Raw genomic sequence first — 25938 nt, 5'->3', positions numbered from 1 at the left:
CGAGTTTTATTGGTTCTTATACTTCATTGTTGAATCATTTATAATCAGATACGGTTGAATATTTTTAAATTTCTTTGGGCCGATACCTTTGATAGCAAGCAATTCTTCTGCGGTTTCAAAAGGACCTTTTCTGATTCTTCTATCTAACATTCGGCCGGCGATTACTTTTCCAACACCGGGCAGTAATGTCAGCGCATCAAGTCCGACAACGTTTATATTGAGCGATTTTAGAGAACCATTATCGTTAAATTCTATTCCTTGATTTTCTTTTTCAAACTGAGCTTCGAGCATGGAAGTTGTCTCAAGAAATTTTCTGTTCTCGCTTACAAGTAATGGGAGAGATTTTTCCAAGCGCTCTTTTGCTGCCTTCTCCCTGTAGAAATTTACACCTTCGCCCACAAGAAACGCTATAGCAAGAAAACCGATTGCCACAGATTCTTTTTGTGTAAAATATTTATTCATTATTTAAATCTTATGCGTTTATTTTTTAATATAGTATTTCGTCACTAATCTGATATATTAGCAAAGTACCCTTTGCCAATTATTTCAGGTGGTTTGGATCCGTTACTTTTTTCCAGCTTAACCAACAATTTTCTTTGTTCATCACTGATTTTGGATGGGGTCCAAACCTGAATGCGAACCATCTGATCCCCTTTTCTACCGCCTCGTAATCCGGGTAAACCTTTTCCTCGCATTCGTAAAAAACGCCCTGACTGTACGCCCTGTGGGATTTTTAATTTTGCCTTTCCTGTTAATGTGGGCACCTCGATTTCTGTTCCTAAAGCAGCTTCAGAAAAAGTTATCTTTGCTTCGATAAATAAATTTTTGTTTTCTCGAACGAAATATTTATGCTCCTTTTCCTGAATAACGACTATTAAATCACCGGGTGGCCCGCCTCGCTCGCCTGCATTTCCCTCACCGTTTAAGGTCAAATAGTTTCCTGTTGTAACTCCCGCGGGAATATCCACATTTACCTCGCTATTAACCCGTTTTCTTCCCGAACCATGACAATCTTTGCAGAAATTGTCGATGATAGATCCTTCACCGCTACAATTCGGACAAGCGTGAACATTAATAAATTGCCCGAAAAGAGATCTGCTGACTTGCTTTACCTGACCTTGACCCTGACAGACAGGGCAGGTTTTTCTATCGCTTCCTCTCTCCGCACCAACACCATCACATCTATTACACGCTTCATATCTCTTAACTTTTATTTTCCTATTTACCCCTTCGAGTATTTCTTCAAGGGAAACTTCTAATGTAAGTTTTAGATTATTACCGCGTCTTCGTTGTTCGTTTCTGCTTTGCTCGGAGCCGAACCCGCCTCTCCCGCCAAAGCCTTGCTCCATGAAAGTGCGAAGCGCATCGGAAAGGTCGAATGCGTCACCCGTGAATGGATCAAATCCGCCACCGCTCGTTCCCGCTTCCCCGAACTGATCATATCTTGCTCTTTTCTGACTGTCTGTCAATACAGAATATGCATGTGAGATTTCTTTAAAAGTGCTCTCCGCTGTTTTATCTCCCGGGTTACGGTCAGGATGATATTTCATTGCGAGCTTTCTATAAGATTTTTTAATCTCTTCCTCGGATGCTGAACGATCTACACCAAGGGTATCATAATAGTCATTCGCCATCAGAAATTCTGTTTACCTTAACTTTTGAGGGTCGCAATATTCTGTCGCCATGCTTAAAACCTCGTTCAAATTCTTCAATGACTATGTTATTTTCATAGTCAGAATTATTTTCCACCATCATTGCTTCATGCAATTCGGGATCGAATTGATTACCCACTGATTCTATCGACACCACTCCTTTTTCACTGAGTATCTTATTAAAATTTATTTTAATCAGCTTTATTCCTTCCACGAAAGAATCTATACCCTTATGTTCTTTGACCGAGCTTAGTGTCCGTTCAATATCGTCAAGAAGTGGTAAAAAGGACGCTATAGTATAATCTCTTGTCCTATTTATAGCGTTATCCGATTCGCGAACAGAGCGTTTCTTAAAATTCTCATATTCGGCGGCTTGCCTAAGCGCCTTATCTTTAAGTTCATCTATATCAAGCAGTGCCTGCTGTAATTTCGTTGGCTTTTTAGCTCGAGGCTTTTTCTTTGCTACCTTTATTTCGTTGCTCTCTTTAGTCTCTACTTCGATTTCATTATTCATAAATAATCAAATATCCTTCTACCTTTACTTAGAAAATGATTCTGTCAGGGTCTTCGCCGTATGATTCACTATTGAAATTGCTTTTTTGTATTCCATTCTCGTGGGTCCTACCACCGCAAGTATTCCTATCTGATGCCCAAATTTGTATGACGAGGTTACAAAGCTGAGTTCCGAGATTATCGGATCATCCAATTCTTTGCCAATAGTTATGTTTATACCATTCTGATTGGTCGTATCCTGGAGTTGCTTAATAAATTTCTTCTCATTCTCAAGAACCTTCATCAGGTTTCTCATCTTCGCAGGATCTGAAAATTCAGGTTTTGAAAGCATATTCGCCGAGCCGCTATAGGTAATTTTTTCGTTCTCACTGAAGTCAAAGACCCTATCAGCGGAATCAATGAGCAGTTTTACAATGCCTGAACTTTCATTCGTAAAATCGCGACATCTTTGAGATATCGTTTTGCGAATCTCCCTTAACTCAAGTCCTGCAAGCTTTTCATTCAACTTACCGGAAATCATTTCTAAAACATCAGAAGGTAGAGACGATTGAATTTCTAACACTATTGTTTTCGCAAATCCTTCTCTTAGCTGCAAAACTACCAGAACAGTCTGACTTGCAACGGAGTATAAATTGATTCCGGTCAACTCACCATCGAGTATCAACGGCGCAATAACGACTCCCAATTCTGAAGTGAATTCACCTAATAGCGAGCTTGCTGTTGAGAGCAGAGACTCAACATCTACCGCATAAGGGCGAAGCGAATCCTCCACTTCCTCCTGCTGCTCAATACTGAGAATATCGTTTGAGATTAATTCGTTGACATAGAGGCGATAAGCTTTGTCCGTAGGTACTCTTCCGGCGGAAGTGTGCGGCTGAAAAACATAGCCTCTTTCTTCTAAATCATTCATTATGTGACGAATAGTAGCGGGGCTCACCTTCAAATTATTGCTCTTTTTCAGGTTCTTTGAACCCACCGGAGCGGCGGAGGAGATAAATTCTCCAATAATCGCTCTTAGTATATTCTTTTGTCTTCTGTTTAAATCATTCATATTTTCGGTCACAATACCCCTAATTAACCTCGAAAAGTATGATAAAAACGGCTTTCAGTCAAGTTAAAACAATCAAGAATTGATAATATAATAGAGCATTCTCTATCAAATTAGAGTATTGATAAGAGTTCGTACAAAACTACATACTCTCTTTTAAAAATCGACTGACAGACAATCTGCTGCTAAACCACCCGAGAGTCATTCCAAAAAGCAACATTCCGATGTAAATTTCACTGTTTACTTCCACTCGTTCAATTGGGATATACTCTCTCAATATTCTTGAGGCTATCCTGTATCCGATTTCCACGAATCCTACAGCCACCACGCCCGCCATTAATCCTTCAACAATTCCTTCGACTAAAAATGGTCTCCTTACGAAGCTGTCAGTAGCGCCTACAAGTCTCATAGTCCAGATAATATCACGTTTGGCGAAAATTGTAAGTTTTATTGTGTAAGAAGAAATTAATATTGCTGAAATTAGAACGATACCGCCAATGACCGATGCTAATCCTATTAGTATATTTATATACCTGTCAACTGAGACAAGAAGACTCTTCCTGTAATGAACTTCTTCAATATTATTAAGAGCCGCAATTCTTGTGGCTATATACGATGCGTCAACCGCAGTGCCGAATTCAGGCGAAAGTCTTACAATAAATGACGATGGAAACGGATTTGTCCCTAAAATATCCAATACGGATTCTCCGAATTCATTTTCAAATTTTCTTGCCGCCTGCGAAGGGGAAACGTATATGACGTCACTCACTCCTTCTATTTTTCTCACATCCTTGGCAATTTGTATTATCACCTCATCAGGCGTTTCCATTTTGATGAATATCGTTAAATCAAATTGTGAACGGAGGAATTTTACAAATTTCTTCCCGTTCCAGCCGACGACGGCTGAAGTTCCGACCATTGCTATCGCAAATGAGAGAATTAAAACAGCCAGAACAGCGGCGCCTTTTATGCGGCGCAACCCTCTGAATCCTTCACTGATAGAAAATAAGAAGCTCAAATCTTACTCATCCACCATCTGTCCGTCCTCAATTTTTATGATTCGGATATCTTCTCCCTCAATCAGAGAATAATCATGAGTCGCCATAACAACTGCTGTCCCCTGCCGCTGAAGCTTCAAAAGGAGCTCGAGGATGCCGGCTGATGTATCCAGATCAAGATTTCCTGTCGGTTCGTCGGCAAGTATTACATAAGGTTCCACAACAAGAGCGCGAGCGATGGCAACTCGCTGCTGTTCTCCGCCTGACAGATGTTTTGGGAGAAAGTTTCGCCTATGTGTAAGCTGTACATCTGCTATAACTCTCGCTGTTCGTTTTTTCACATCAGCTCTTTTGTGGCCTGTAGCCCTAAGCGCAAACGCGATATTGTCGTAAACACTCCGGTCTTCAAGGAGTCGGAAATCCTGAAATATCATTCCAACTTTTCTGCGGAGATACGGAATTTGGCGACGCGTAATCGTACCCGATTCAAATTCTCCAACACTCACTCTTCCTGATGTGGGAGCAATGGACATATAGATCAATTTAAGGATTGTCGATTTTCCCGCGCCGGTTGGACCCGTAATGCAGACAAAATCACCTTTCGAGACGTCAAAAGTTATCCCCTCTAATCCCACATTCTCCGAGAACATTACGGAAACATTTGCCAGACTAATCATATATTGTTTTTCAGGCTTTATATACTCCCCAGGCAAGAGATAGCCAGCCAAGCAGCCATGCCAATCCTCCAATAGGAGTCACTGCTCCCCAACCACGTTGCCCTGTGAACGCCAGCAGGTACAGGCTGCCGGAAAACAGCACTATTCCCGCAATGAACAACCATCCGCTGTAATTAAGATAACTGGATTTCCACTGCGTTAGCGCCCAAGCAACTATAAACAGAGCGAAAGCGTGATACATCTGATACCTTACTCCCGTCTCGAAAGTTTGGAGCATCTGCTCGCTAATTCTCTCTTTAAGAGCGTGAGCGCCGAACGCTCCGAGAGCCACTCCTAAAAATCCTGTGATTGATGCGATTATGAAAAATGGTTTAGTCATATTATAGAAATCATCCTCTCCCCAATGTGTAAATCGATATTAACAAATAGTGAATACAAATCTTGTGATAATATATGAAATGAAGATGTTAATTGCTTAGAAGTATTATCAGTTACTTTCGGCCGGACAAACAGCTCTCTAAAAAACCGTTCTCCCCTCTGAATCTGTTTTTATGAGCCAAATATCCTCATTGACTTTACCCGTGATGATAAACCCGCCGTCGGAGGTCTGTTGGACCGAACGACCATCTGCGCCGTCTCCCGCTCCATATATCTTATTCCATTCTATTATTCCAAGCGCATCGGTCTTTAGCAGCAAGAGAGCCGTAGCAGCGGTTTCAGCCAAAGCGTTTCCCGTAAGAATATAACCTCCATCGAGTGTTTGTTGAGCTGAGGCGCTGCGACTCAATCCTAACCCGCTGTATGCGCTTCTCCACTCCTCTGTTCCGGCGACATCGGTTTTCAGCAGAATTGGTTGAGATCCGTTTGAGCCACCAATTATATAACCGCCGTCTGAAGTCGGTTTTATAGAGGTAAGCTCTAATATCCCTTGAAATTCCCTAATCCATTCCTCGTCCCCATTCAAATCCGTCTTTATGAGTAATCCTATATTCGGGAAACAACATCTTTCGCCGGCGATAATAAAGCCGCCGTCAGCAGTTTCAATCAGAGAATTGCCATTCTCGAATGAAGAACTCAAATATGTCCTGTTCCACTCTTCAATTCCGTTGGCATCGGTCTTCAGCAGCCATACCTCGCTACCATCGGCTCCCTTTTTTTGGGTTCTGCCTGCTATGAGATAGCCACCGTCTGAAGTCTGTATCACCGACCTACCCGCATCAAAAACACTTCTATCAAATAATTTTTTCCAAAGTTCATTGCCGCCGCCATCTGTCTTTATCAGCAGCACATCGTAAGGGTTTTGCCCGGATATAAAACTATATCCCGCAATTATATAACCGCCGTCCGAAGTCGGCTCCAATGAAAGACCGAAGTCCGTGTCGCCGGTGTCGAAACTGTTGCTCCACTCTTCATTGCCTTCCGAGTCCGTCTTAATAAGTTTCACATCTAAGTTACCGCCAACAAAAATATGACCTGCTATGATGTAACCTCCGTCATCAGTCTGATGAACAGAAGTCCCCTCGTCAGCCAGCGGTTCGCCGAACGTTTTTGCAAATATTGTAACGTCAGATTGAATAAATGTGCCCGGTAAACTCCAATCACTCCAAAACCCCACCGAATTTTGCGCTCTCACTCTCCAGCTATAATTGCTGTTCGCGAGCGCAGTGGTGACCAGCGTTGTCTCCACTGTAGTTTTTTCAAATTCAATTGACGTAAAGGTTGTAGTTAATGAGGTATTGACCTCATATAGAGTTGCAAACTCGGAAGCGTTCCACGCCAAAGCCGGTGTGCTGACTCCGATAATAAGGGCGCCGTTCTCCGGACTTATCAGATCGGGCGCTTCGGGTCCATAAACTGAAAAGTTTCTCGCATCTGACCATTCAGTTTCTTCGCCTATATCATTCACACCTCTGACTCTCCAATAATAAACTCTCTGTGTTAAGGCAGACGTTGTAACACTGATATCAACTATAGATTCTGAATAAGGGATTGCGACAAATTTGACGTCAGTTGACAGTTCCAGGTCATAGCTCACGGCACCGGTCAATTCTCGCCAGCTGATTGACACTTCGTTAGTGTACCGTATAATTTCATTGTCAAAAGGGCGATCTAAAATCAGAGTTAAGGCTAATTCGGAGATAGTAACTGATATAGTATCGGAAGTTCCCACATTTCCCGAGGGGTCTGTCGCTTTCGCGTGGAGGTTGTGCGTTTTGCCGTCAGCCCAAAAAGAGAGATTCCATTCGAAATCAAAAGGCGCTGTGCTTGCAGCTCCAATCTGCACCCCGTCCACACTGAATTCAACTATATCCACAGCTTCATCATCCGAGGCATCTACTTTTATGGTCACCGCTCTTGTCAGTGTGACGCCGTCCGCCGGATTAGTGATACTTATCGTCGGCGGAATAACGTCCGGGTCTTCGCAACCTATCAGGAACGTAGCTATAACAATACAGGTGGCTGATAAAATCTTCATTCGCACAGCACTATACCTCTCAATGAACACTGATATTTATCGGCTGATTTATCAGTATTTCAGATTGAATTATGTGCCCACGGCAGGACTCGAACCTGCGGCCTACGGTTTAGGAAACCGTCGCTCTATCCGGCTGAGCTACGAGGGCAATGTGGGAAATTTATAATAGCTGAGATTCTTATTCCAGTTATATTATCGGATAATTAAAGGAATATCAGACATATAATCCGTTCTCTCTGATATATTCCGATACTCCGCTGTCAATCAAATCTCCTAAATCATCTCCATTCGCTATTCTATTTCTCAGCTCCCGGGACGATACATCATAGAAATCGTTATCAAGCAGTTCCGCCTTCTTGAGAAATTCATTATTATAATTTTTGCTATCAATATCATTTCTCTTAAGAACGCAAACACGGCATTCGGTGAGGATTGATTCGGGCTCTTTCCACTCGGAAAAGCGGAGAAAACCATCAGCTCCCACAATCAGATACAGCTCCTCTGAAGACAAACCATAAAGCTTTTTGACCTGGCGAATAGTATCAATCGTATAGGATTGACCGCCGCGCTTCCCCTCAATATCACTGACTTCCAAATCAGGATGAGCTTCGACGGCGAGTTTTGCCATACTGAAACGATGCTCGAATGAAACAGTGGACTGCTTATCATCATAAGGAGTTTTATACGCAGGAACTAACATTACCTTTTGGAGGTTTTTCTCATTTAAAACGTAAAGAGCCAGCCGAATGTGACCAAGATGAGGAGGATCAAACGTTCCGCCGAATAATCCTATTTTCATAATTTAGGCTAAAATTAAAGTGTTTTTATGCAATGATGTTGAATCAGTTATCTTCTAAAAGGGCTTGTTCTTCAGATTTTTCCGCATTTTCTCTTACCTCAGGCAATACTTCTTGTGCTTTTTTCAGATATTCAGAATCGTCATTACGATTGATAATTTCGATAAGCATTGCCAGCGCATCACTCCAGTTTTCAAGTTTTATTTCACACCTTGCGATGTTCCAGCGCGCCCCTGGCGCAAACTCACTATCATAATACTTATCCAATACCTGTCGAAGGTATATGATGGATGATTTACACTCATCCAATTTTCGATATTGCATTCCGGCATCATATACTTTTTTTGCCAGCTTGAACCTCAATTTATCCAAGCGGCCTTCTGCTTTTTCTTTATTTTCGCTTTGAGGCCATTCCTCAATATATTCCTGATATGCGTCAAGGGCTTTGATCGTATTTTCCTGATCGTGATAAGATTTTGGGGAAAGTATATCGAAACAAAGCGCTCTCTTATACTGGCTTTCATCCACAAGCGGGCTTTCAGGATGTATTCGAACCAACCGCTCGTATTCAGAGATTGCGAGAATATACTCTTTCGAATAGAAATGCGCCTCAGCCAGATAGAATTGTGCATCGTCGCCAATTTCACTTGCCGGTGCGTTAAAGGTAACAAATTTAAATTCGATTATGGATTTGGAATATTTTTTCTTTTGAAAATACTCCATTCCTCTTTCGAAGCGAACATCCACAGGCTCCAGTTCGTTGTTCTTCTTTGAACCACACCCTGTCAGGAATAACGCAATAGCCGATATATATATAATAATTAAAAATTTCATTTTAACATTTACCATGCGATACCGATCGAAAGTGCGTTCACAAATTCGTTTCCTTTTCCGGTTGGTAACGGTTTGACAGATATTTTCAGCGACGCTTCGTCATTTAGCTTTTTAGCCGTAAATATAGCGTCACCCACGGACAATATATGATTGAGTATCGCTAAAGAAGCTGCTGTGGTTGCCAATCCAAAGAAGTCGTTGGAGTCTTTTCTAAGATTCAGATACACCTCCCTTTCTTCCGTTGTCGTTGAATTGGAACCTATAATCGCCCCTTCCCATCCTCTGTTAAACTTATCGTACTTCCCGATATTTTCATAATATTCATTAGTTTTTATCACATTATCATTGGCATCAAGCGGAATAGTATGGCCCTGTGATTGTTCATCTTCTGTCGGATTATACCTGGTAAAATCCCAATATTGGTCTGCAAGAGCCTGATATTCATCCTCCTTATCGCGACCCTTACCTTGAAACGCAGCATAGCCTACCCATAGACCCACTTCAACCGCTAAAAATGCTGCGGCTCGTTTTTTTGAGCCGTTATAGTATTGACCCGCTCCGGGTATAATTGCCGAACTCAGGAAAGATATACCGGGACGTTTCACAACCACTCGATTTCCGGAGCTGTCCTGCGCAGGTGATTCTTCGCTGAAATAAGCAAATTCGACCGTTTCTCCCGAATCAAGAATTATTTTTCTCCCCCTGTTTTTATCGGAAGCGAAAGAATCTGACGCTGCGAGTAAAAGACAGATGGCTAATATTAAATAATTAAATTTCATAATTTTTTTAATAAAGTATTAGAGAAAATCAAACAAAAGCGTAAAATAATATCGCCATTCATTTCCCCGGACGATTCCTTGCTCATCACTGAATTTATCGAGTCCATACGCAGCCTGAAATTCGAATGCCGTTGGAAAAGCATAGAACGAATAAGCGCCAACTCTGATGGAATAACCGACCGTCCGTTTGAATTCATTTATCCTCGCTGTTCCTATCCATGCATCTCCGTATTGGAAGAAAATTCCGCCATATAAATCCCTAATGTAAAGGTTTAATAAAGCCTTGTTAATCCCATTTGATATAGGAGCATTTAACGTTACCGTGCCGAGTATTTTTCGCTCGCCACCATAGCTGTAATACGAATATCCTTTCATCCCAAGGAGGCCTCCTCCAAAGTAGTGGAGAAAGTCGTTTACGTTATTAGAAATATAACCACCTTCTATATTCAAGGCAAGTGCGCTATTGCCGGGAAGGCTGAAATATTTATCAATATTCAAATCCAATTGCTGATAATTAAATGGGATAAAGACCTCCTCAATTGTTCCGAAATCTTCATTTCGAGCAAAATCAACTATGAATTTATCCCGCTTATATGCGTATGATAAACGCCACCGCATACCGTTATCTCTCGCAATATAACTCTTTGCAGTTCTCTCTCTATTGTCTCTTCCCCATTCCACCGATGCCGACCTACCTATGAAGTAATCATAACCGAACGAAGTTTTAACTAAACCACCGAAATCATCTATAAGAAATCCTGATTGAGAGGCAGAATAAATACTATACGTTAGTCTGAAAGTGAACTGATCTTTCACTCCCCTGTAAAAAGTCATCCCCGGAGACACTTCCTTTAGATTGAACTTTATATCAAGTGGAGTAGTTTGACCGGGTAACACCAACGAATCTACTACGTTTTGTGAAATCCCGTACGCTTCAATAAAAATATTAGGCGATAAACGATTGAAATCGAATCGAAGGTATAAATCGTAATCGTAATCCTTGTTGATTGTTGCTCCTCCGATGACACTTATTTTATTGAGCAGCTCGTTGGAGAAAACATATCCACCCACCTTTACGGTGCCGTAATCAATCATCAATCGAGGCATAAAAAACGTAGTCATGGTGGTGGCCACATACTCTTTTGATTCATATTCCGGGAGAGAATTTTGGTCATAATCAACTGTTGGCAAAGTCTCCAGATAGTTATTATAAACCGAATGTTCAGGTTTTACCTCGTTTCCCAGCTTCAATAGCGAAAGTTTATATTCTGTCCCCTCAAACCGCGAATAGCTCAGTTCTCCTTTTGAAGAAACCGACGGCATAAAAGCGCCGCCTGTAACATTAGTCCATTGTTTAGTCTCACTATTGGTCAAATCATATGAATAAATATTGAATATGCCCGTTTTATCGGAGGAATAATATATTTTTTCGCCATCAGGCGAAAAGACAGGGTGACGTTCATCCGCCGGGCTATTCAGAAGCATCCTGAATTCGCTGCCATCGGCATTAACGAGCGCAATATCTCTTCCGTTTTCTGTAGAAGTTTCAAAGAGTATTGAATTTCCGTCAGGCGACCAATCCAATTTATAGGCTTGTCTTATCTCCTCAAAACTCAATAATTCTCTTATCGTTTCGGTCTTGATATCGTAAACCATCAAACTGCTTGCGCCGTCATTAGTAGTGACAAACACAATCTCCTTACCATCAGGAGAGAATGCCGGATACCTTCCTCTGCTTCCGTGAGTGAGTCTTTTCTCTTTCTTTTTCTTAATATCGTAGCGGTACAGATCAAAATATGTCGATCCGTGTTTATCCGGCTTACTTACCCTGCCGTAAACCAGCTCGTTTCCGTCGGGTGACCATGAAGGTGAAGTACCGACTGAAGAAGCGATTTTCTCACTATTTCCATTCTCTGCGTTGAACAGCATTAAGTCAGTACGTCCAAAAGATATATGATTCTTGCTCGACAGATAAGCGATTTTGTTGCCGTCTTGCGACCATGTAGGAAACAAATTCGCGGCTCCACCTTTGCTTATTACCGTTCCCTCTGCAAGGTTCTGCTGAATGATATTGGTGTTGCCAGTGTAATCAATGCCAATTTTTCTTTTCCAATCTTCAAAAACTATCTCTCCCTCAATCCCTGTTGCCTTCTTTATAGCGCCGGAGATGGAAATCGGAAGCGTTGAGGAAAATGCTTTAGCTATCTTACTTATTGATTGTTCTCCGAACCGGTCAGCAATATAGGTTATAAATGAATATCCCTGATTATAAACACTCTCGTTTCCAATGCCGACTTTCCCGAAAACCGCCATATCATCCAAGTTTAACAGAGACCCGTTGAGTGACCGCTCCCTCAATAACATATCCCTATGAGAATCCCAATGGTCATACTTTAATGTACCGCTGTTATACTGAGCCGCTCCTTCGGCGAACCACAAAGGCACCGTAAGTCCCGCGTAAGGATAGGAAACTATCCCATTTGGAAATCCTCTGACGACATCATCACGTCGTTCATTCTCATACCTAAACCACTGAAAATAGAGAGCCGGAATATGTCTGTTGAATCGCATTGCTGCTTGCATTGACACTATATGAGTAAATTCGTGAGTAACCACATCCCGAAGCCAGTTATGCGTTCCGCGGAGGTCGTAGTCCATAGGTAACGCCCAGATAACGATTTTATTATCATAAAAATATGCGGCGCCGTTGGATATATCGTCAGTGTCCTGAATTATAAAATGAATCGGGTTCTGAGGCTCATAATTATACAGAGCCGTAACGGGATGATAGATTTCCTCTGCTATCTTTGCAACACGCCCAGCAGAAGTTTCCAGCCCTTGATGATAAGTTACGCTAAAATGTTCGGTCTCGATCGTTTTCCAATTTAATTCTGTATGGTTATTACGTTGAAATTGGGCATTAACAACAACATTTGCGGATAATAAGTAAGCCAGAATTAAACTGAAAAATCGGAATAGCGTCATTTTACAACTGCCACTTTAATAACTTTAGACGACAGCCCGCCGGATAATCCATGAGCGGTTACCCTGGCTAAATAGACTCCGCTTGACACGTTTTTTACATTCCAAACCGTTTCGTTATATTCATTTTGAACTATGTTGGAGTTAAGCAATTTTGTTACAAACTCACCTGCCATATCAAATATCATTATATCAACACTGCCGGATTGATTAACAAAATACCGTATCCGCACTTCACTCCCTTCCACGGGATTCGGATAAGCGAACACTTTATCCTGAGCAAGCAGTTCATTTATTCCTACAGGAGGTGAACTCGGTGAAGCGGGAGCAAAATTTGTTCTTTCGTTCGAGCCGGCAAATGCGCTCCACGGAAGATAAGCCGGAGTATTTCCAGCTGTTCCGTTACCGGGCACAGACCACATATACAGCCAACCATCGTCACTCGTTGCCACGATTTCCATTGCGCCTGACGGAATCGCATCAACTATAACAGGCGTTGAGCTCACGCTTGCTCCCGTTGAAAGAGGAAAACCTTCCGCCACAGTTCCATCCGAATGATAACCGTAAATCTTTCCGTCAGGAGCTCCGAAAATTATTTCCGGTGAACCGTCGCCGTCAACATCTCCTATAACAGGCGACGATAATATCTTACCGACCGGTTCCGGAATACCGATTGTGACAGGGAAATTTTCCACAAGTGTCAAATTCCCGTTAAACGCCCAAAGTTTATTATTCCCTGTTATTATTATCTCAAGTTCACCATCTTTATCTATATCTGCCATTGCGGGAGAGGAAAGTACACTGTCGCCCATATCATATTCATAATCAGCGTTGACCAGATCCGTGTTTGTACCGATAAAAACCCTCACAATTCCTTTCGCGGAAATAGTCACAATTAAATCTTCGGGTTCAGAACCAAGCGATTTACGGTTCTGTAAAAAATTACCGGAAATAATATTGTCGTTTGAACCTTTGACAGCTTCACCATCCGGTAATGTCATACTTAGAATTTCAATAGCGGATGCAGTCGAATTAATCAGATTCCCGCTGCTGTTAATCTCCGAAATTGTGCCGCTTAAGCTGCCTACATAAACTCTTCCGTTGGATACAATTGGAGTTGCTAACACTTCTTCGCCAAGATAGATTGACCAGGCGCTGTCGGCGCGATTATCAATAACCGCCCCTTCTTCCGGCTCATACATTATCACTTTGCCATTTTTAGTAACTACCACAACTTCAAGTGTATCGTCTCCGTCTATGTCGCTTATTGCGATATTACTAATAGAACCTACCGAATCTGCGAATATTCCGATTCTATGGCTTGTAGTTACATTTCCGAATGTGGATACTATATTTTCTGTATCACCACCTCCCAAGTAAACTAATGGAAGTCTATCGAGTATCAGTGTCCAGCCGTGTATAGTTCCATCCGACGTTGCCACTAATATCTCTATATTTCCGTCTCCATCTAAGTCGGCAACTGCAGGAAAACTCCTTCCCGCTCCGGCGCCCAGATATAATGGGAACCCCACAGCAAGAAAGCTTGAAGCAACATCAAAGGTCATTCTTAAACCCGCTTTGGAAATATTTGTTATACTAATTCCTGTTTTGCCACCTGCGTTACTATTGCTGTTTGGGCTGGTCTCAGGCGTAAATGCCACTGTGGAATCAGCATCCGCTTCCCAATCAGGATTTTGGAAATACCAGGCGGGATTCTTAGCGTAAAAAGGATCCCAAGGCGTGCCGTTTTCAGAACCGCCCCCGGGCTGCAAGAATCCAAATTCTTCTCCTATATCCTGCGAACCGTCCCCCTCTTCAAGATCTACTCCCCTGTTTTCTTTATCTGTATTAATCCGGTTTGTGGAGTAAAACTCTTTCACGACAGATTCATTTATATGCCAGATAAGCAGTCCCGAGCCGGGAATTCCCGCATCATAATTTGATACACTAACTATTACGCCGCTTCCTAAGGAATCAAACTTTACATAAGCGGTATCTCTTCCGACTATAAGCTCTTCGAATCCCGTTTTATTTGTTGTAGCTCTGCTTCTGTTTTCAATCAAAAAATATTCATCTGAATTGATTTTAATAGAATAATATTTAATGCCAAACTCGTCAGCGGCAGTGAATATTTCTCTTCCTTCACTCGGATATGCTGGTATATCCAATTCCCATCCCATAAATACTCTGCTGAATGCGCTCGGGCGAGCTGGGACAGCTCCATCCATATTATTTGAACCTTGATCCATCAATCCCCATTTTCCGATTCCAGGGTCGCCAGTATCCGTGTTCCATAAAGAGGGTAATCCTAAAAACCTGCCGAACAGCAAAGTAATAGTACCATTTAGCGCAATATTGAAACCATCCTGACTTTGTGTTTCCGGAAGTATCAATCCGGTGGTAACTCCCAAACTTTCTAATTGGGAAAATTCAGAAGAAGCCAAATTCAGCTGAAGAAAATCTCTGTCGAGCAAAGCCGAGGGAATATCGAACGGTGTGAGGTCGAGTTGAAATGTAAAATCCTTTCCAACTCCAGCATGAAAAACAATAACTAAGTCAGTTCCCGAGTAATTTCCCGCATCATCCGCAGCTAAAATTACAGATTCGTAGAAAAGCTGCGCCAACCGTTTATCATTGGTTTCTTCATCTGATTTCGGGCTATAAAACCGCATCGGATTTTGAAGATCATACACGCTATCCGTTAGAAGCGGGAATACGGTTGAATTGATCCCACCAATTCCCCATCGGGATTGACCTACCGAATTAAAATAATTGTTAAGCGATTCCAAATGCGCCTGAAAATATCTCCGGTTATGCGGCGGCGGATCGAATATAAAATCATCGCCTGCCGATGGTGATGAAAGATCGAACAATCCGTTTCCCGTCGTACCTTCTTCGTCATCTTCCACAAACTGAACCCTGATAGCCGCTATTGAGACACTTTGACTTATAACAGAACTCTTTAAACCTGAAGAATAATTATGAAAATTAACTCTGTATCCGTTTTCCGCCGCTTCAATTCCTGATACAAAAAATAAGATTATAACGAAAACGAATGTTTTTATTCTATCGGGAAACAGATTCAACATTGAATTCGCTTTTTGAGGACCGGCAACTGCCATGCACCTGTGTAAAATTATTAGCTGAAGTGTTCTAAAAAGCCAGATTAAAACTTAAACGCATAGTGTTGGTAATCGGATGTCCTTCGGGACCATCTACGTAGCCGAAATCGAAACCTAAGGTATTATACCTGAGACCCACACCAACAGTTTTAAAAAGTGCGACACTATTATCTGTATCTTTAAGTAAATAATCTCTGAATACGCCGGCTCTAAGCGCTACCACCCCTGAATACCAATATTCGACGCCAAAATTATGAATGATCTTCTGCCATTCAATATTTGCAGAATCATCAGTCCACGAAGTAACAAATGCTTTGTAAAATGGATCTTTATGGGCTTCTTCATCAGTTCCAATGTCAATTATGTCATTGCCGTTTAAATCTCTATCAGGATATGAAGCCACGAGAAGCTTGTTCATATCATACACTATTCGCAGGGAATTAAATTCTCCATCGAAGAGCATATATGAGAGACCCATTTTTAAATTCATCGGCATCGGATCAGCCTGATTAGCATCAATAAATGCGATGTCCGGACCTATATTAGCAATAGCAATACCCAAATCAAGTCCGCCGACAATTTTATCTCGAGCTAACAGACCTACATCAAATGCGAAGGAAGAGGATGAGCCGCTTCCTTTTTCCTGTCCGGCTCCAAATGGCGCCAGGTCCTGATGTACGAATTTAACGCTAATTCCTACCGCAGAATTTTCACCGAGATCCGCGGCGTAAGTGCCTGCTACCGCAAGCATAAAAGATTGAAAGGTACCTAATGCATCAGGTGAACTTTCTCCGGTTCTCACCTGTTCTCCGAGATCAAGGTATATTATATGACCTCCGATTGAACCAAGACCCTCTACATATTGGCTATAACCTAAGAAATTATAACTGATGTCATCGACTAAATTTGGAAGCCACTTCGCGCGCATAAATGTTAGATTTTTGCCTTCCGCCCATGCAATACCGGCAGGATTATAAAATCCGCCAACCGCGTCATCGGCTAATGCAACATTCGCTTCGCCCATCCCGCTTGCGCGCGCACCCGGAGCTATCAATAAAAAAGGCGCGCCAGCTTCGCCTTGAGCTTTTAATGTTGTGGTATTAAATGTAAGAGCCAGCAGAAAAAGGGCTGCTATTACAGTTCTTGTCATCAGTTTCTCCTTTAAAATCTTTATTCGGAACGGTTGCTTTAGAACAACCTGCCCGTAATCCTTAAAACCCGGTGATACTTTTTGAACAATACTGTAACAATAATAATATATGCCCTCTTTAAATTTTATTAGTCAGCGCACCAAGGTAGTATCACACGAAAGAATTGTCAAGACCTTTTCTATACGCCATTTTTTAAATTTGTGTGCATTTAAAAATTATACATCGGAGAATAGTAATAGTTCCCCATAATTAAATTAAAAAAACCTTAATTAACCGCTAAAAATAAGTAGTGTCACATCATCCTGGGCCGACAAATCAACAGCGTGGCTTTCTACTTCCTCTATTATAGAGTTTATCAGCTCCTCAGGGGAAGACTTTAGGTTTCTTTTTACATGGTTCTTTAAGCCTTCCTCGCCGAATTCTTCACCTTTTTCGTTTTCTGCTTCCGTAATTCCGTCTGTGTACATTACGATAGTGTCCCCATCATCTAACACGACATTTCCAACCTTATAAATTGCTCCAGCCATCACCCCGATTATTAAACCTCCCTCTTCGAGCTCGGTCACATTACCGTTTTGGGAGAATATTAGAGGTGGGTTATGGCCCGCATTGCAAAACGTGAATGTTCTTTTGTCAGGGTCAAGAATCCCGATGAAAAAGGTTATATATTTATCCGCTGATGTATTTTGATACAGGATATTATTTATCCTTGCCACCATTGAACCAAGATTTGTATCAACATTGACTAAGGCGCGCAAGCTTGCCTGCAGATTCGACATAAGCAGTGAGGCGCCGGCTCCCTTTCCGGATACATCAGCGATAGCTAGCGCTATTTTACCGTTATCCAATTTAATCACATCAAAGTAATCTCCGCCAACTTCCAGGCTGGGAACATTCTTCCCGAATATCTTCCACCCGCCGGAGACATTGAAATCAGATGCAAGCAGACCTTGTTGTATTTCCCTGGCAATGTTCAGTTCTTCCTGCAACCGTTGTCTTTCAAGCGATTCCTTAAAGAGTCTCGCATTTTCTAAAGAAATTATCACCTGTCCGCCCATGGTATGCAGAAGCTGTAAATCGTCATCAGAAAATTGTTCTGTCCCTCTTTTTTCCTCTATACAAAGCACCCCTTTATTTTCACCCTGGATCGAGAGAGGAATAGCAGCAGCTATTTGAGCCTTGGCAAGTATGCCGTTTAGTTTATCTTTCTTTTTCTGCACAAGCAATATTTCGTTTAAATCTTCCAGCTCTTTTAAGCACGGATGAATACTCTCAACATGCTCGCCGCTGAAACCTTTATTGTGAAATATCTTTAGAGAGTCGTCGCTGATTAAATAGATTAGAAACCTGCCTACCATCATTTGCCCCATCAGAGCATAGCCGAATTGTCTTACTATAGTCTCCTGATCTAACGTGGAGTTTAATTCTTTACCCAGTTCAAAAAGAGTCTGGAGTTCCTGATTTTTTCTGTCGAGTCCCCGGTTTATACTGTTTATCTTATCTATGGATAGTGCGTTTTCTATTGATGAAGCTGTTAAAGACAGTAGCGAAGAAACATAATTTATTTCTTCTTTCTCATATTCGTCGTTTTTGAACCTTTTTCCGAATGCAAGGAGACCCATCAATCTGCCTGCTTTCATCATAGGAAACAACACTTCAAGGTCTTCGCTTTCTAAATAATCCCTCAAGGGCTCATCTTTCTTGAGCGCTTCCAACTTGCAAAATTCTTCCGGTAATTTATTGTATTTTATTACCGTCCCTTCTTCAAATTGATTAAGTCCTTTTGCCTTGCAGAGACTGAGTTCATCTTTATCTTCATTCATGATGATAAATACAGATTTCTGTATCATCAATCTCCCCATTAATGAGAGAAGCATCTGTCCGATAATGGAATCGAAATTAGTTAAGCTATCCAGTCGTTTGCTTACTTCAAAAAGATCATGCAGATCCTGCTCTCTCTCTTCGAGATATTTTCTGTTTGTGTTATTATATTGCATAAATGGCAGAAGTAAAATACGACTGTATCATTACTTATTCAAAGGAATTGGAATTCATCTTTTAATCTGCACTCTCCTGCGGTAAAAATTTTATCATATGAACGGAATTAATGTTATCCTTTTCCTTCCTAAAATCAATCTCGTCCATTGTATTTTTCATAATGTGAATTCCTAATCCGCCCTTTTCCAATTTTATAAGGTATTCCTCTAAATCAAGGGTTTCATAAACCTCTGAATCAAATCCTTTACCCGTATCAGATATGATAATAGTTATTTTTTCTTTATCATACTTGACGTTTATTATAATATCCTTGCCATCGCCACCCCTATATGCGTGTTTTATAACATTTGTGCATCCTTCATCAACCGCAAGCGCAATATCACAGCACGCTTCGTTCTCAAATCCCGCTTTGTCGGAAACATCCATTATAAAATCACGAATTATTTTCAGGTTTGTGCTGCGAGTGGGAATTTTCAGTATAAAATCTTTGTTGGACACTATTCTCTCCCCGTTTAGCTTTTGCTTTCGAAAGCAGTTTCAGCCTCTTTCTGAGTATCGAATATGTCATACAAACTCGGGAATCCCACTAAATCAAATACTCTGTAAATTTTCTCGCCCATATCAGACAGCTTGATATCTCCATCATGATTCCGTATCTCTTCGATATTTCCCATAATAACTCCCAATCCGGCGCTTGAAATGTAATCAAGTTCCTTGAAGTTCAGGATGAGTTTATATCTTTCTGCATTGGTCAACTCGAGTATTAACGATTCGAATTTTGTTGCTGTATGAGCATCAAGGTATCCTCCGACGTGAATTACCGAGACTCCATTAATGTCTTCTCTCTTCAATATTATGTCTGTTTGCATTTATCTCTCCCTGCTATTTACGTTCTGAAACGCTTATTGTTACTTAATTTTCATAATAATCATCGTTATATCGTCATGCACATCTTGTTTGCCGATATGTTTCCAAATATCATTAATCAGGTTGGCTTTTATCTCTTCGCAGCTCAAGTGATAATGTTTTGTTAACGATATTCTCAATTTTTCTTCTCCAAATTCCTCCTGATTATGATTCATCGCGTCCGAAGCGCCGTCAGTGTAAAAGAAATAAAGCTCGTCACTTTTAAGCTTTATTTCCGCTTCTTCGATAACTTTATCGAAGATATCGCCTTTATCCATACCTAATCCTATCCCTTTTGGCTCCAATTCGGACCATTCGTTCTCTTTTTCGAGATAGCGCAGTATAGGCATATGTCCGGCTCTTGAGTACTTCATTTTATGTTTTTTACTGTCCACAATGGCGTAGGTAAGCGATATAAAGGAGCGGCTGTCCAGATTACCGTATAGTGCGCGATTTACATCGCATAATATTTTACGTGGTGAATCATAAATTCTGCTGTAGGCTTGAATCATCCCTTTAATTTCGGCCATATAGAATGCAGCTGATGTTCCCTTGCCTGAAACATCGCCGATAACAAGTCCGATACGATTTTCATCAATCTCAATGAAATCAAAATAATCGCCGCCAACTTCATTAGCCGGCATACTGGCAGCAGCGATGTCGAAATCATCGGGTAAATCCGGAACACCCTTCGGAAGAAGATTCAGCTGTACTTCGTGGGCAAGTCTAAGCTCATGTTCGAGTCTTTCTTTTTCGATGGACCCTTCAACCAATTTAGCATTTTCCAATGCGATTACTATATGATTTGAGAATGCGCCTATTAAGTCTATGTCGTCATTATCATATCCGTATTCTTCATTCATTCCGGCGTAGAGAATACCTATAACTCCCGCTTCGGATATAAGGGGATATCCTATAAGTGATTTTATTCCTGCATTCCAGAATTTTAAGTGCTTGGTGCTTTCTTCTCTTGCCACATCTTGAGAAATCAAAGGTTCGCCGCTTTTAAAAATCAGGCCGCTTGTTCCCTCGTCAATTTTAAAACTCATATTATTTTGTTGCTCTTCTGTGAGTCCATGACTTGACATAAGGTAAAATTCGTCATCATCAGGCTCTCTTAATACCAACCACGAGTATTGTGAGTTGGAATATTCAGCAGTGAATTCTGAAATCATCTCCGTGAGTTTACTTACATCTAAAACCGAACTCACCGCCCGGCTGAGACTTTGAAGAGACTCAATATCTCTTATTTTCCGGTCGAATAACGTTGCTGTCGGAAGGTGAAGCAGTAAGCCAACCATTCCAAAAAACGTATATATAGAGATTGAAGTTGTGGCAAGATGTACAAATATTTCTACACTGTAGCTATATTCAAATAATGCTGATGCTATAACCAAATCCCTTAAAAAATATGATCCGGCAACTAAAATCATACAGAAGAGTAAAACCAGGTATTTTTGACTCTTAGACAAATAAGCGATCCATGAAACCCTAAACGAATTGAATATTGCGAATCCGATTGGAATCATCACTATGCCCAATATTTGCTGAAAATCTTTTGAGCTTAATCCGCCATATATAGAAACCATAGAAATTGATATGATTAGCGCGGCAAATACTTTGCCGGTATTTTTTTTTCTTTTAAAGTAGATGAGGTCCCGAATTTGGATCAACCCTATAATGCTTAAAAAAGAGTAGATTATGGATATCAATACATATCCATTGAGAGTACCGAATATTGGGACTAAAACAAATTTGTGAACGACGGAAACTACAAAAAATGCTATAACAACGAAAAGTAATACTCTGAATTTTGCTGTTGTCTTGCCGGGATTAAGAATCTTCAGCGAAGAGAGAAGAGGCACAAGTCCTGCGATAGCTCCAAGAAGTAATAATTCTCTTAGCCACGCTAATACTTCTACTACACCGGTATTAATCTTAAATACCGTATCTCCGATGTAGACAACAAAAAAAACCAGCAAAGGCAGAAGTAAAAGAATGAAGTTTTTAGAAAATGCTTTCAATTTCTTCTATAAAATTTAAATCCTATTTCTTTTATCTACAATTCGGGCAATTGCGGGAAAATTCAAAGATTTGAATGAACTTATATTTTCCCCTGTGCTATTGGATAACACATCAATTTTAACTTCCCCTGAAGCAGTGTTCAACACTGTAACGTTCATATTAATTGGATTTACTCCTATCCACGAGGGCTGAGAATATAGATTCATTATTTCCAGTATACGGCTTCCTACGATTGATAGTTTTACTAAATCTGCGATGCCATTCTCATCGTCATCAGCAATAAGCCACACATCGCCTGTAGAAGGCACAACCGCAGCTAAAAATGCATTTTTAATATTAGTTATTAAAGTTGTTTCCCCCGATGCCTTTACCCAAAATATATCACCGTTTGACCTGTCTATGACATACGCCGTTGCTCTATCCGCGTCCAATGCAAGGGTAAGGTTTCCGCTCGCAAAGCCTGTGGCTGAAATCTGTACAAATTCACCATTTCTATTCTGAAATATTTCAATTGATTTTCCCTTACTGTTCACTACCCAATAATCCCCTCTTGCGATATCCAGCTGACCGTATATTGCGTCTCCACCTGTATTTAGGGAATCGGAAAGGACCCATTGGGATTGGTTTATCATTGCGAAATGAAACAGAGCGCCCGAATTGCCGTTTGTTAACCAAATTTCATCTCTGAGCATATCAAAATCCACATCAGTCGGATCCGAAAACATTTGAGCGTTCCCCTCAGCATTTGTCAAAAGTAATGGTTCAGATCCTTCGAAAACCAAATTAAGAGTCTTATTCGATCCATCAATGTAGTAAATATAACCGTTTCTTTCATCGATGTCGAGCGCCACCGGCAGCGTCAAGTTATCAAAAAAATTTCCGGTAAAATGAGCTGCATCATGAGTCAATTCACTTAAAACATCGCCCTGAAAGTCCAATACCCAAAGGTTAGTGAATCCGGGAATAATTCTCACAATTTCTGACGGGTCGGATTCTCTGATGCCGTCAAATATCGCAGTTATCTTATATTCATAAATAAAATCAGCAGTCACTTCTGTGTCGCTGAATGTATTTAAAGCAATATTTACTGTATCGTATAAAATAAATTCGCCTTCATTCTCTGAACGATAAATGTTATATAAATCAAGATTATCATCACTGATTTTATCCCAATTTAACGTTACCTTCAGCTCGTCGGACATTACGCTTAAATTAAATTGTGTGGTAATTCCGTTGTCGTTTCCGCCATCCGTTAAATCTCTCCCGTCACAAGAAAGAAGAATGAAAAAAAACGCCAAAATTGGGGCGCAACTAAAGTTTCGCGCGAATGAATTTGGTTGAGCGCTCTTTATTTCACTGCCTCGTACATTCCCCACATTGGTAAGAATATTCCCAGAGCTATAATCAGGATAAATACTCCGATTACCACTGTCATCAATGGCTCAACAAGAGCTGAAAGCCTTTTTGTGAGATAATCCACCTCTTCATCGTATTGAACGAAAATACTTCGCAGCATTTCGTCGAGTGATCCCGCATCCTGTCCTGTCCGTATCATCCTTATAGTCATTGGAGGGAAAATGGTTCCTTTATCAAGTGCATCAGCCAAGCTTGCTCCGATTTCCACTTCGGATCTTGTTTGATCTATCTCACGACTTATAGCTGCATTCCCTGTAGTCTCCGAGCATATTTGCAGAGCTTCTATTATATGAATACCACTGGAATTCAGCGTTTCAAGCATATGCGTAAATCGCGAAATCGCATTTTTCAGGAACAGCGTTCCGAAAATCGGGAGTTTGAGCTTAAATCCATCCCAAACCAATCTTCCTTGCTGAGTGCCGAGAACCCGTTTAACAAGAAAAATAGTCAGTCCTATTCCGATAGCCGCCAGATACCAATAATCTGTTATAATAGTATTTAGAGCCAGCAGCATCCGCGTGATGAATGGAAGTTCTACCCCTGATCGCTCAAACATAACCGTAAATTTCGGAATAATAAACGTAACAGCAAAAAAGAATGCCATCGTTAAAGCAATCATTACAATTATCGGATATCGCATAGCACTTTTGATGCTTTTTCTGACAGATTCGTCATGTTCCATAAACTCACTCAATCGTTTTAGCACATCTTCAAGCACACCGGCGCTCTCTCCTGCCCGTACCATATTCACGTATAAATTCGAAAAAGTTGTGCGATGTTTCATAAGAGCGTCAGAATAGCTGGATCCGGCGCTTACATCGGTTATTACCGTCTTTAAAATTCCTTTAAACCGTTCATTTTCCTCCTGGTCATACAACGCGTCCAATGCGGACACTATCGGTACGCCTGCACCGATGAGCGTAGCAACCTGGCGGGTAAAGTTGGCTATCTCTTCAGTTTTGATTTTTTGAAATCTGTCCATAAATGACGGACCTTGATTGATTTCTTTTTTCTCTTTGATCTCTAATGGAAAATATTCCTGAACATCAAGGTATTCATTTACTTCCTGTTTAGAACCAACGTTCAAAGTTCCGGTGAAAATTTCGCCTTTCATATTCTTAGCTTTATAAGTGAATTCCGGCATCAGATCTCCTGAGAGTTCACAACTCTTATTTCTCTTCTAACTTTAATGTTATACCGTTTCAGCTTGTTATACATTGTTGCTCTTGTTATACCAAGCGCTTTTGATGCTTGTCTGATATTTCCGTCGGTGATTTTCAATGCGTTCAATATAGCGTCCATCTCTACTTTTTTCAGTGTAGGGATTGTCATCGTATTAATTTCTTTTTCCAATGATATTTCATTTTGGACTTCGAGTTCCACACTCTCGCTCAACGAAAATGACTCCGGGTATAATACACCGTCTTTTGTGCTCACAATCGCCCTGTTTAATGAATTAATGAGTTCTCTTACATTTCCCGGCCAATTATTTTGACTGAGATAATCGTATGTATCAGGAGGAATTATTATATTTTTATCACTATTCCCAATCATATTCATTAACGTTAATGAAGACAACAGCGGTATATCCTTTCTTCTTTCTCTAAGCGATGGAAGCGTTATAGGATAAACATTAAGCCTATGAAACAGATCCTCCCTGAATCGTTTTGCTCTTACTTCCTCAAGCAAATTCTTATTTGTAGCTGTAATCAATCTAACCCTCACATCTTTTCGGACTATTCCTCCCACTCTTTCCAGCTCGCCTGTTTCTATAAATCTCAATATCTTTGCCTGCAGCGGTAAACTCATATCCCCTATCTCATCAAGAAAAAGCGTTCCGTTGTTTGCGGTCTCAAATTTTCCTGTTTTTTGGGCAACCGCTCCTGTAAAGGCCCCTTTTTCATATCCGAAAAGTTCGCTTTCCTGAAGATTTTCCGGTATGGCGGCACAATTCACTGAAACAAATGGTTGGTCTTTCAATTTTCCGAACCGGTGAATAGTTCTGGCTGCTACCTCTTTTCCCGTTCCACTCTCTCCGTTTATCATTATACTGATATCCGAATCCAATATTCTGTCTATTTTTATATATAAATTCTGTGACGCCTTGCTGGTTCCGTCCAAATCGCCGTATCCCTGAAGGAACGGATGAAGCAGCTCAGCTTTACTTAAAGATGGAACTAATTCGACAAAACTCAGCGCATCTTCAAGACAGTCAGATAGTAATTCCTGAATTAAGGGTTTGAAAACAACATCAAATGCGCCTCCCTGAAACGCTTTAGTAATATCTAAATTATTATTTGATTCAGCCATTAGGATAATTGGAGTATGCTTACAGAGTCTTTTCATCTTTTCCAAAACTTTTAGCGGATTTATGAGCGGAAGATTCATACTCATAAGGACTATTTCAGTTTTATGGACAGCAAGCCAATCAAGAGCATCAAATCCACCGCTCACGGAGTTCACGTCCCATCCTTCCCGTAATCCTGTTTTTTTCAGAGCCTTTCTGGTCGAACTATCCGGTTCTACAATAAAAAGTCGACGCATAATTATCCTTGTCTAATTAT

The 25938-nt window shown here is 40.9% G+C and carries 21 protein-coding genes and 1 tRNA gene; all 22 read right to left on the bottom strand.

Translation table 11 applies throughout. The annotated features are described in order from the left end of the window. Positions 1-6: 6 nt before the first annotated feature. The 22 genes from IIB39_00670 to IIB39_00565 all read right to left on the bottom strand — a co-directional run bounded on the left by IIB39_00670 (position 7) and on the right by IIB39_00565 (position 25918). A complete protein-coding gene (locus IIB39_00670; protein MCH8927212.1) occupies positions 7-462 on the bottom strand; it encodes a helix-hairpin-helix domain-containing protein in 456 nt (151 codons plus the stop codon). A gap of 44 nt (positions 463-506) precedes the next feature. Continuing rightward, on the bottom strand, positions 507-1637 hold the full coding sequence (dnaJ, locus tag IIB39_00665; GenBank protein MCH8927211.1) for a molecular chaperone DnaJ: 1131 nt from the start codon (positions 1635-1637) through the stop codon (positions 507-509). Beyond that, a complete protein-coding gene (locus IIB39_00660; protein ID MCH8927210.1) occupies positions 1624-2166 on the bottom strand; it encodes a nucleotide exchange factor GrpE in 543 nt (180 codons plus the stop codon). Before IIB39_00660 ends, dnaJ begins: the two co-directional genes overlap by 14 nt. Positions 2167-2190: 24 nt before the next feature. After that, the gene (hrcA, locus tag IIB39_00655; protein ID MCH8927209.1) at positions 2191-3228 is read right to left on the bottom strand and encodes a heat-inducible transcription repressor HrcA; all 1038 of its coding nucleotides are present in this window, start codon (positions 3226-3228) and stop codon (positions 2191-2193) included. 127 nt (positions 3229-3355) lie between these two features. Then, entirely contained in the window at positions 3356-4231 is an 876-nt protein-coding gene (locus IIB39_00650; GenBank protein ID MCH8927208.1) for a hypothetical protein, read from the bottom strand. 3 nt (positions 4232-4234) lie between these two features. After that, positions 4235-4888, bottom strand: a complete 654-nt coding sequence (locus IIB39_00645; GenBank protein MCH8927207.1) for an ATP-binding cassette domain-containing protein — start codon at positions 4886-4888, stop codon at positions 4235-4237. A 10-nt stretch (positions 4889-4898) separates the two neighbouring features. Then, on the bottom strand, positions 4899-5267 hold the full coding sequence (locus IIB39_00640) for a DUF423 domain-containing protein (protein ID MCH8927206.1): 369 nt from the start codon (positions 5265-5267) through the stop codon (positions 4899-4901). Positions 5268-5405: 138 nt separating this feature from the next. Continuing rightward, positions 5406-7364: a hypothetical protein gene (locus tag IIB39_00635; protein ID MCH8927205.1), complete on the bottom strand. Its 1959-nt coding sequence runs from the start codon at positions 7362-7364 to the stop codon at positions 5406-5408. Between the two features lie 74 nt (positions 7365-7438). Further along, a tRNA-Arg gene (locus tag IIB39_00630) sits at positions 7439-7512 on the bottom strand. A gap of 66 nt (positions 7513-7578) precedes the next feature. Continuing rightward, positions 7579-8163 carry a nicotinate (nicotinamide) nucleotide adenylyltransferase gene (nadD, locus tag IIB39_00625; protein MCH8927204.1) on the bottom strand — a complete coding sequence of 195 codons (585 nt, stop codon included), beginning with the start codon at positions 8161-8163 and terminating at the stop codon, positions 7579-7581. Positions 8164-8206: 43 nt separating this feature from the next. Continuing rightward, complete coding sequence (gene bamD / locus IIB39_00620) at positions 8207-8995, bottom strand: outer membrane protein assembly factor BamD (protein MCH8927203.1); 789 nt, start codon at positions 8993-8995, stop codon at positions 8207-8209. Between the two features lie 8 nt (positions 8996-9003). Then, the gene (locus tag IIB39_00615; GenBank protein ID MCH8927202.1) at positions 9004-9774 is read right to left on the bottom strand and encodes a hypothetical protein; all 771 of its coding nucleotides are present in this window, start codon (positions 9772-9774) and stop codon (positions 9004-9006) included. Positions 9775-9792: 18 nt separating this feature from the next. After that, on the bottom strand, positions 9793-12759 hold the full coding sequence (locus IIB39_00610; GenBank protein ID MCH8927201.1) for a PD40 domain-containing protein: 2967 nt from the start codon (positions 12757-12759) through the stop codon (positions 9793-9795). Then, entirely contained in the window at positions 12756-15878 is a 3123-nt protein-coding gene (locus IIB39_00605) for a T9SS type A sorting domain-containing protein (protein ID MCH8927200.1), read from the bottom strand. Before IIB39_00605 ends, IIB39_00610 begins: the two co-directional genes overlap by 4 nt. A gap of 31 nt (positions 15879-15909) precedes the next feature. After that, entirely contained in the window at positions 15910-17028 is a 1119-nt protein-coding gene (locus IIB39_00600) for a PorV/PorQ family protein (GenBank protein MCH8927199.1), read from the bottom strand. Positions 17029-17298: 270 nt separating this feature from the next. Continuing rightward, entirely contained in the window at positions 17299-19026 is a 1728-nt protein-coding gene (locus IIB39_00595; protein ID MCH8927198.1) for a SpoIIE family protein phosphatase, read from the bottom strand. 61 nt (positions 19027-19087) lie between these two features. Next, positions 19088-19525 (bottom strand): ATP-binding protein, encoded by a 438-nt coding sequence (locus tag IIB39_00590; GenBank protein ID MCH8927197.1) that lies wholly within the window; start codon positions 19523-19525, stop codon positions 19088-19090. A 14-nt stretch (positions 19526-19539) separates the two neighbouring features. Then, positions 19540-19896, bottom strand: coding sequence for an STAS domain-containing protein (locus tag IIB39_00585; GenBank protein ID MCH8927196.1), 357 nt, complete (start codon positions 19894-19896; stop codon positions 19540-19542). A gap of 39 nt (positions 19897-19935) precedes the next feature. After that, on the bottom strand, positions 19936-21957 hold the full coding sequence (locus IIB39_00580) for a SpoIIE family protein phosphatase (protein ID MCH8927195.1): 2022 nt from the start codon (positions 21955-21957) through the stop codon (positions 19936-19938). A 15-nt stretch (positions 21958-21972) separates the two neighbouring features. Further along, positions 21973-23256, bottom strand: coding sequence for a hypothetical protein (locus tag IIB39_00575; protein ID MCH8927194.1), 1284 nt, complete (start codon positions 23254-23256; stop codon positions 21973-21975). Between the two features lie 50 nt (positions 23257-23306). Beyond that, a complete protein-coding gene (locus tag IIB39_00570; GenBank protein ID MCH8927193.1) occupies positions 23307-24518 on the bottom strand; it encodes a type II secretion system F family protein in 1212 nt (403 codons plus the stop codon). Then, positions 24518-25918: a sigma-54-dependent Fis family transcriptional regulator gene (locus IIB39_00565; protein MCH8927192.1), complete on the bottom strand. Its 1401-nt coding sequence runs from the start codon at positions 25916-25918 to the stop codon at positions 24518-24520. The genes IIB39_00570 and IIB39_00565 overlap by 1 nt, the downstream gene beginning before the upstream one ends. Between the last annotated feature and the right edge of the window lie 20 nt (positions 25919-25938).

Source organism: Candidatus Neomarinimicrobiota bacterium (assembly GCA_022573815.1).
In the GTDB taxonomy this organism is placed as follows: Bacteria; Fidelibacterota; SORT01; order SORT01; family SORT01; genus JACZTG01.
This window is presented reverse-complemented; position numbering and strand designations above follow the sequence as displayed.

Bases quoted from the DNA above. Each gene is read 5' to 3' on its own strand.
- IIB39_00565 (MCH8927192.1), bottom strand. From the start codon at position 25,918: ATGCGTCGACTTTTTATTGTAGAACCGGATAGTTCGACCAGAAAGGCT.
- nadD (MCH8927204.1), bottom strand. From the start codon at position 8,163: ATGAAAATAGGATTATTCGGCGGAACGTTTGATCCTCCTCATCTTGGT.
- IIB39_00610 (MCH8927201.1), bottom strand. From the start codon at position 12,759: ATGACGCTATTCCGATTTTTCAGTTTAATTCTGGCTTACTTATTATCC.
- IIB39_00640 (MCH8927206.1), bottom strand. From the start codon at position 5,267: ATGACTAAACCATTTTTCATAATCGCATCAATCACAGGATTTTTAGGA.
- IIB39_00645 (MCH8927207.1), bottom strand. From the start codon at position 4,888: ATGATTAGTCTGGCAAATGTTTCCGTAATGTTCTCGGAGAATGTGGGA.
- IIB39_00585 (MCH8927196.1), bottom strand. From the start codon at position 19,896: ATGCAAACAGACATAATATTGAAGAGAGAAGACATTAATGGAGTCTCG.
- bamD (MCH8927203.1), bottom strand. From the start codon at position 8,995: ATGAAATTTTTAATTATTATATATATATCGGCTATTGCGTTATTCCTG.
- IIB39_00600 (MCH8927199.1), bottom strand. From the start codon at position 17,028: ATGACAAGAACTGTAATAGCAGCCCTTTTTCTGCTGGCTCTTACATTT.
- IIB39_00595 (MCH8927198.1), bottom strand. From the start codon at position 19,026: ATGCAATATAATAACACAAACAGAAAATATCTCGAAGAGAGAGAGCAG.
- IIB39_00660 (MCH8927210.1), bottom strand. From the start codon at position 2,166: ATGAATAATGAAATCGAAGTAGAGACTAAAGAGAGCAACGAAATAAAG.
- IIB39_00570 (MCH8927193.1), bottom strand. From the start codon at position 24,518: ATGCCGGAATTCACTTATAAAGCTAAGAATATGAAAGGCGAAATTTTC.
- IIB39_00605 (MCH8927200.1), bottom strand. From the start codon at position 15,878: ATGGCAGTTGCCGGTCCTCAAAAAGCGAATTCAATGTTGAATCTGTTT.
- IIB39_00615 (MCH8927202.1), bottom strand. From the start codon at position 9,774: ATGAAATTTAATTATTTAATATTAGCCATCTGTCTTTTACTCGCAGCG.
- IIB39_00670 (MCH8927212.1), bottom strand. From the start codon at position 462: ATGAATAAATATTTTACACAAAAAGAATCTGTGGCAATCGGTTTTCTT.
- IIB39_00635 (MCH8927205.1), bottom strand. From the start codon at position 7,364: ATGAAGATTTTATCAGCCACCTGTATTGTTATAGCTACGTTCCTGATA.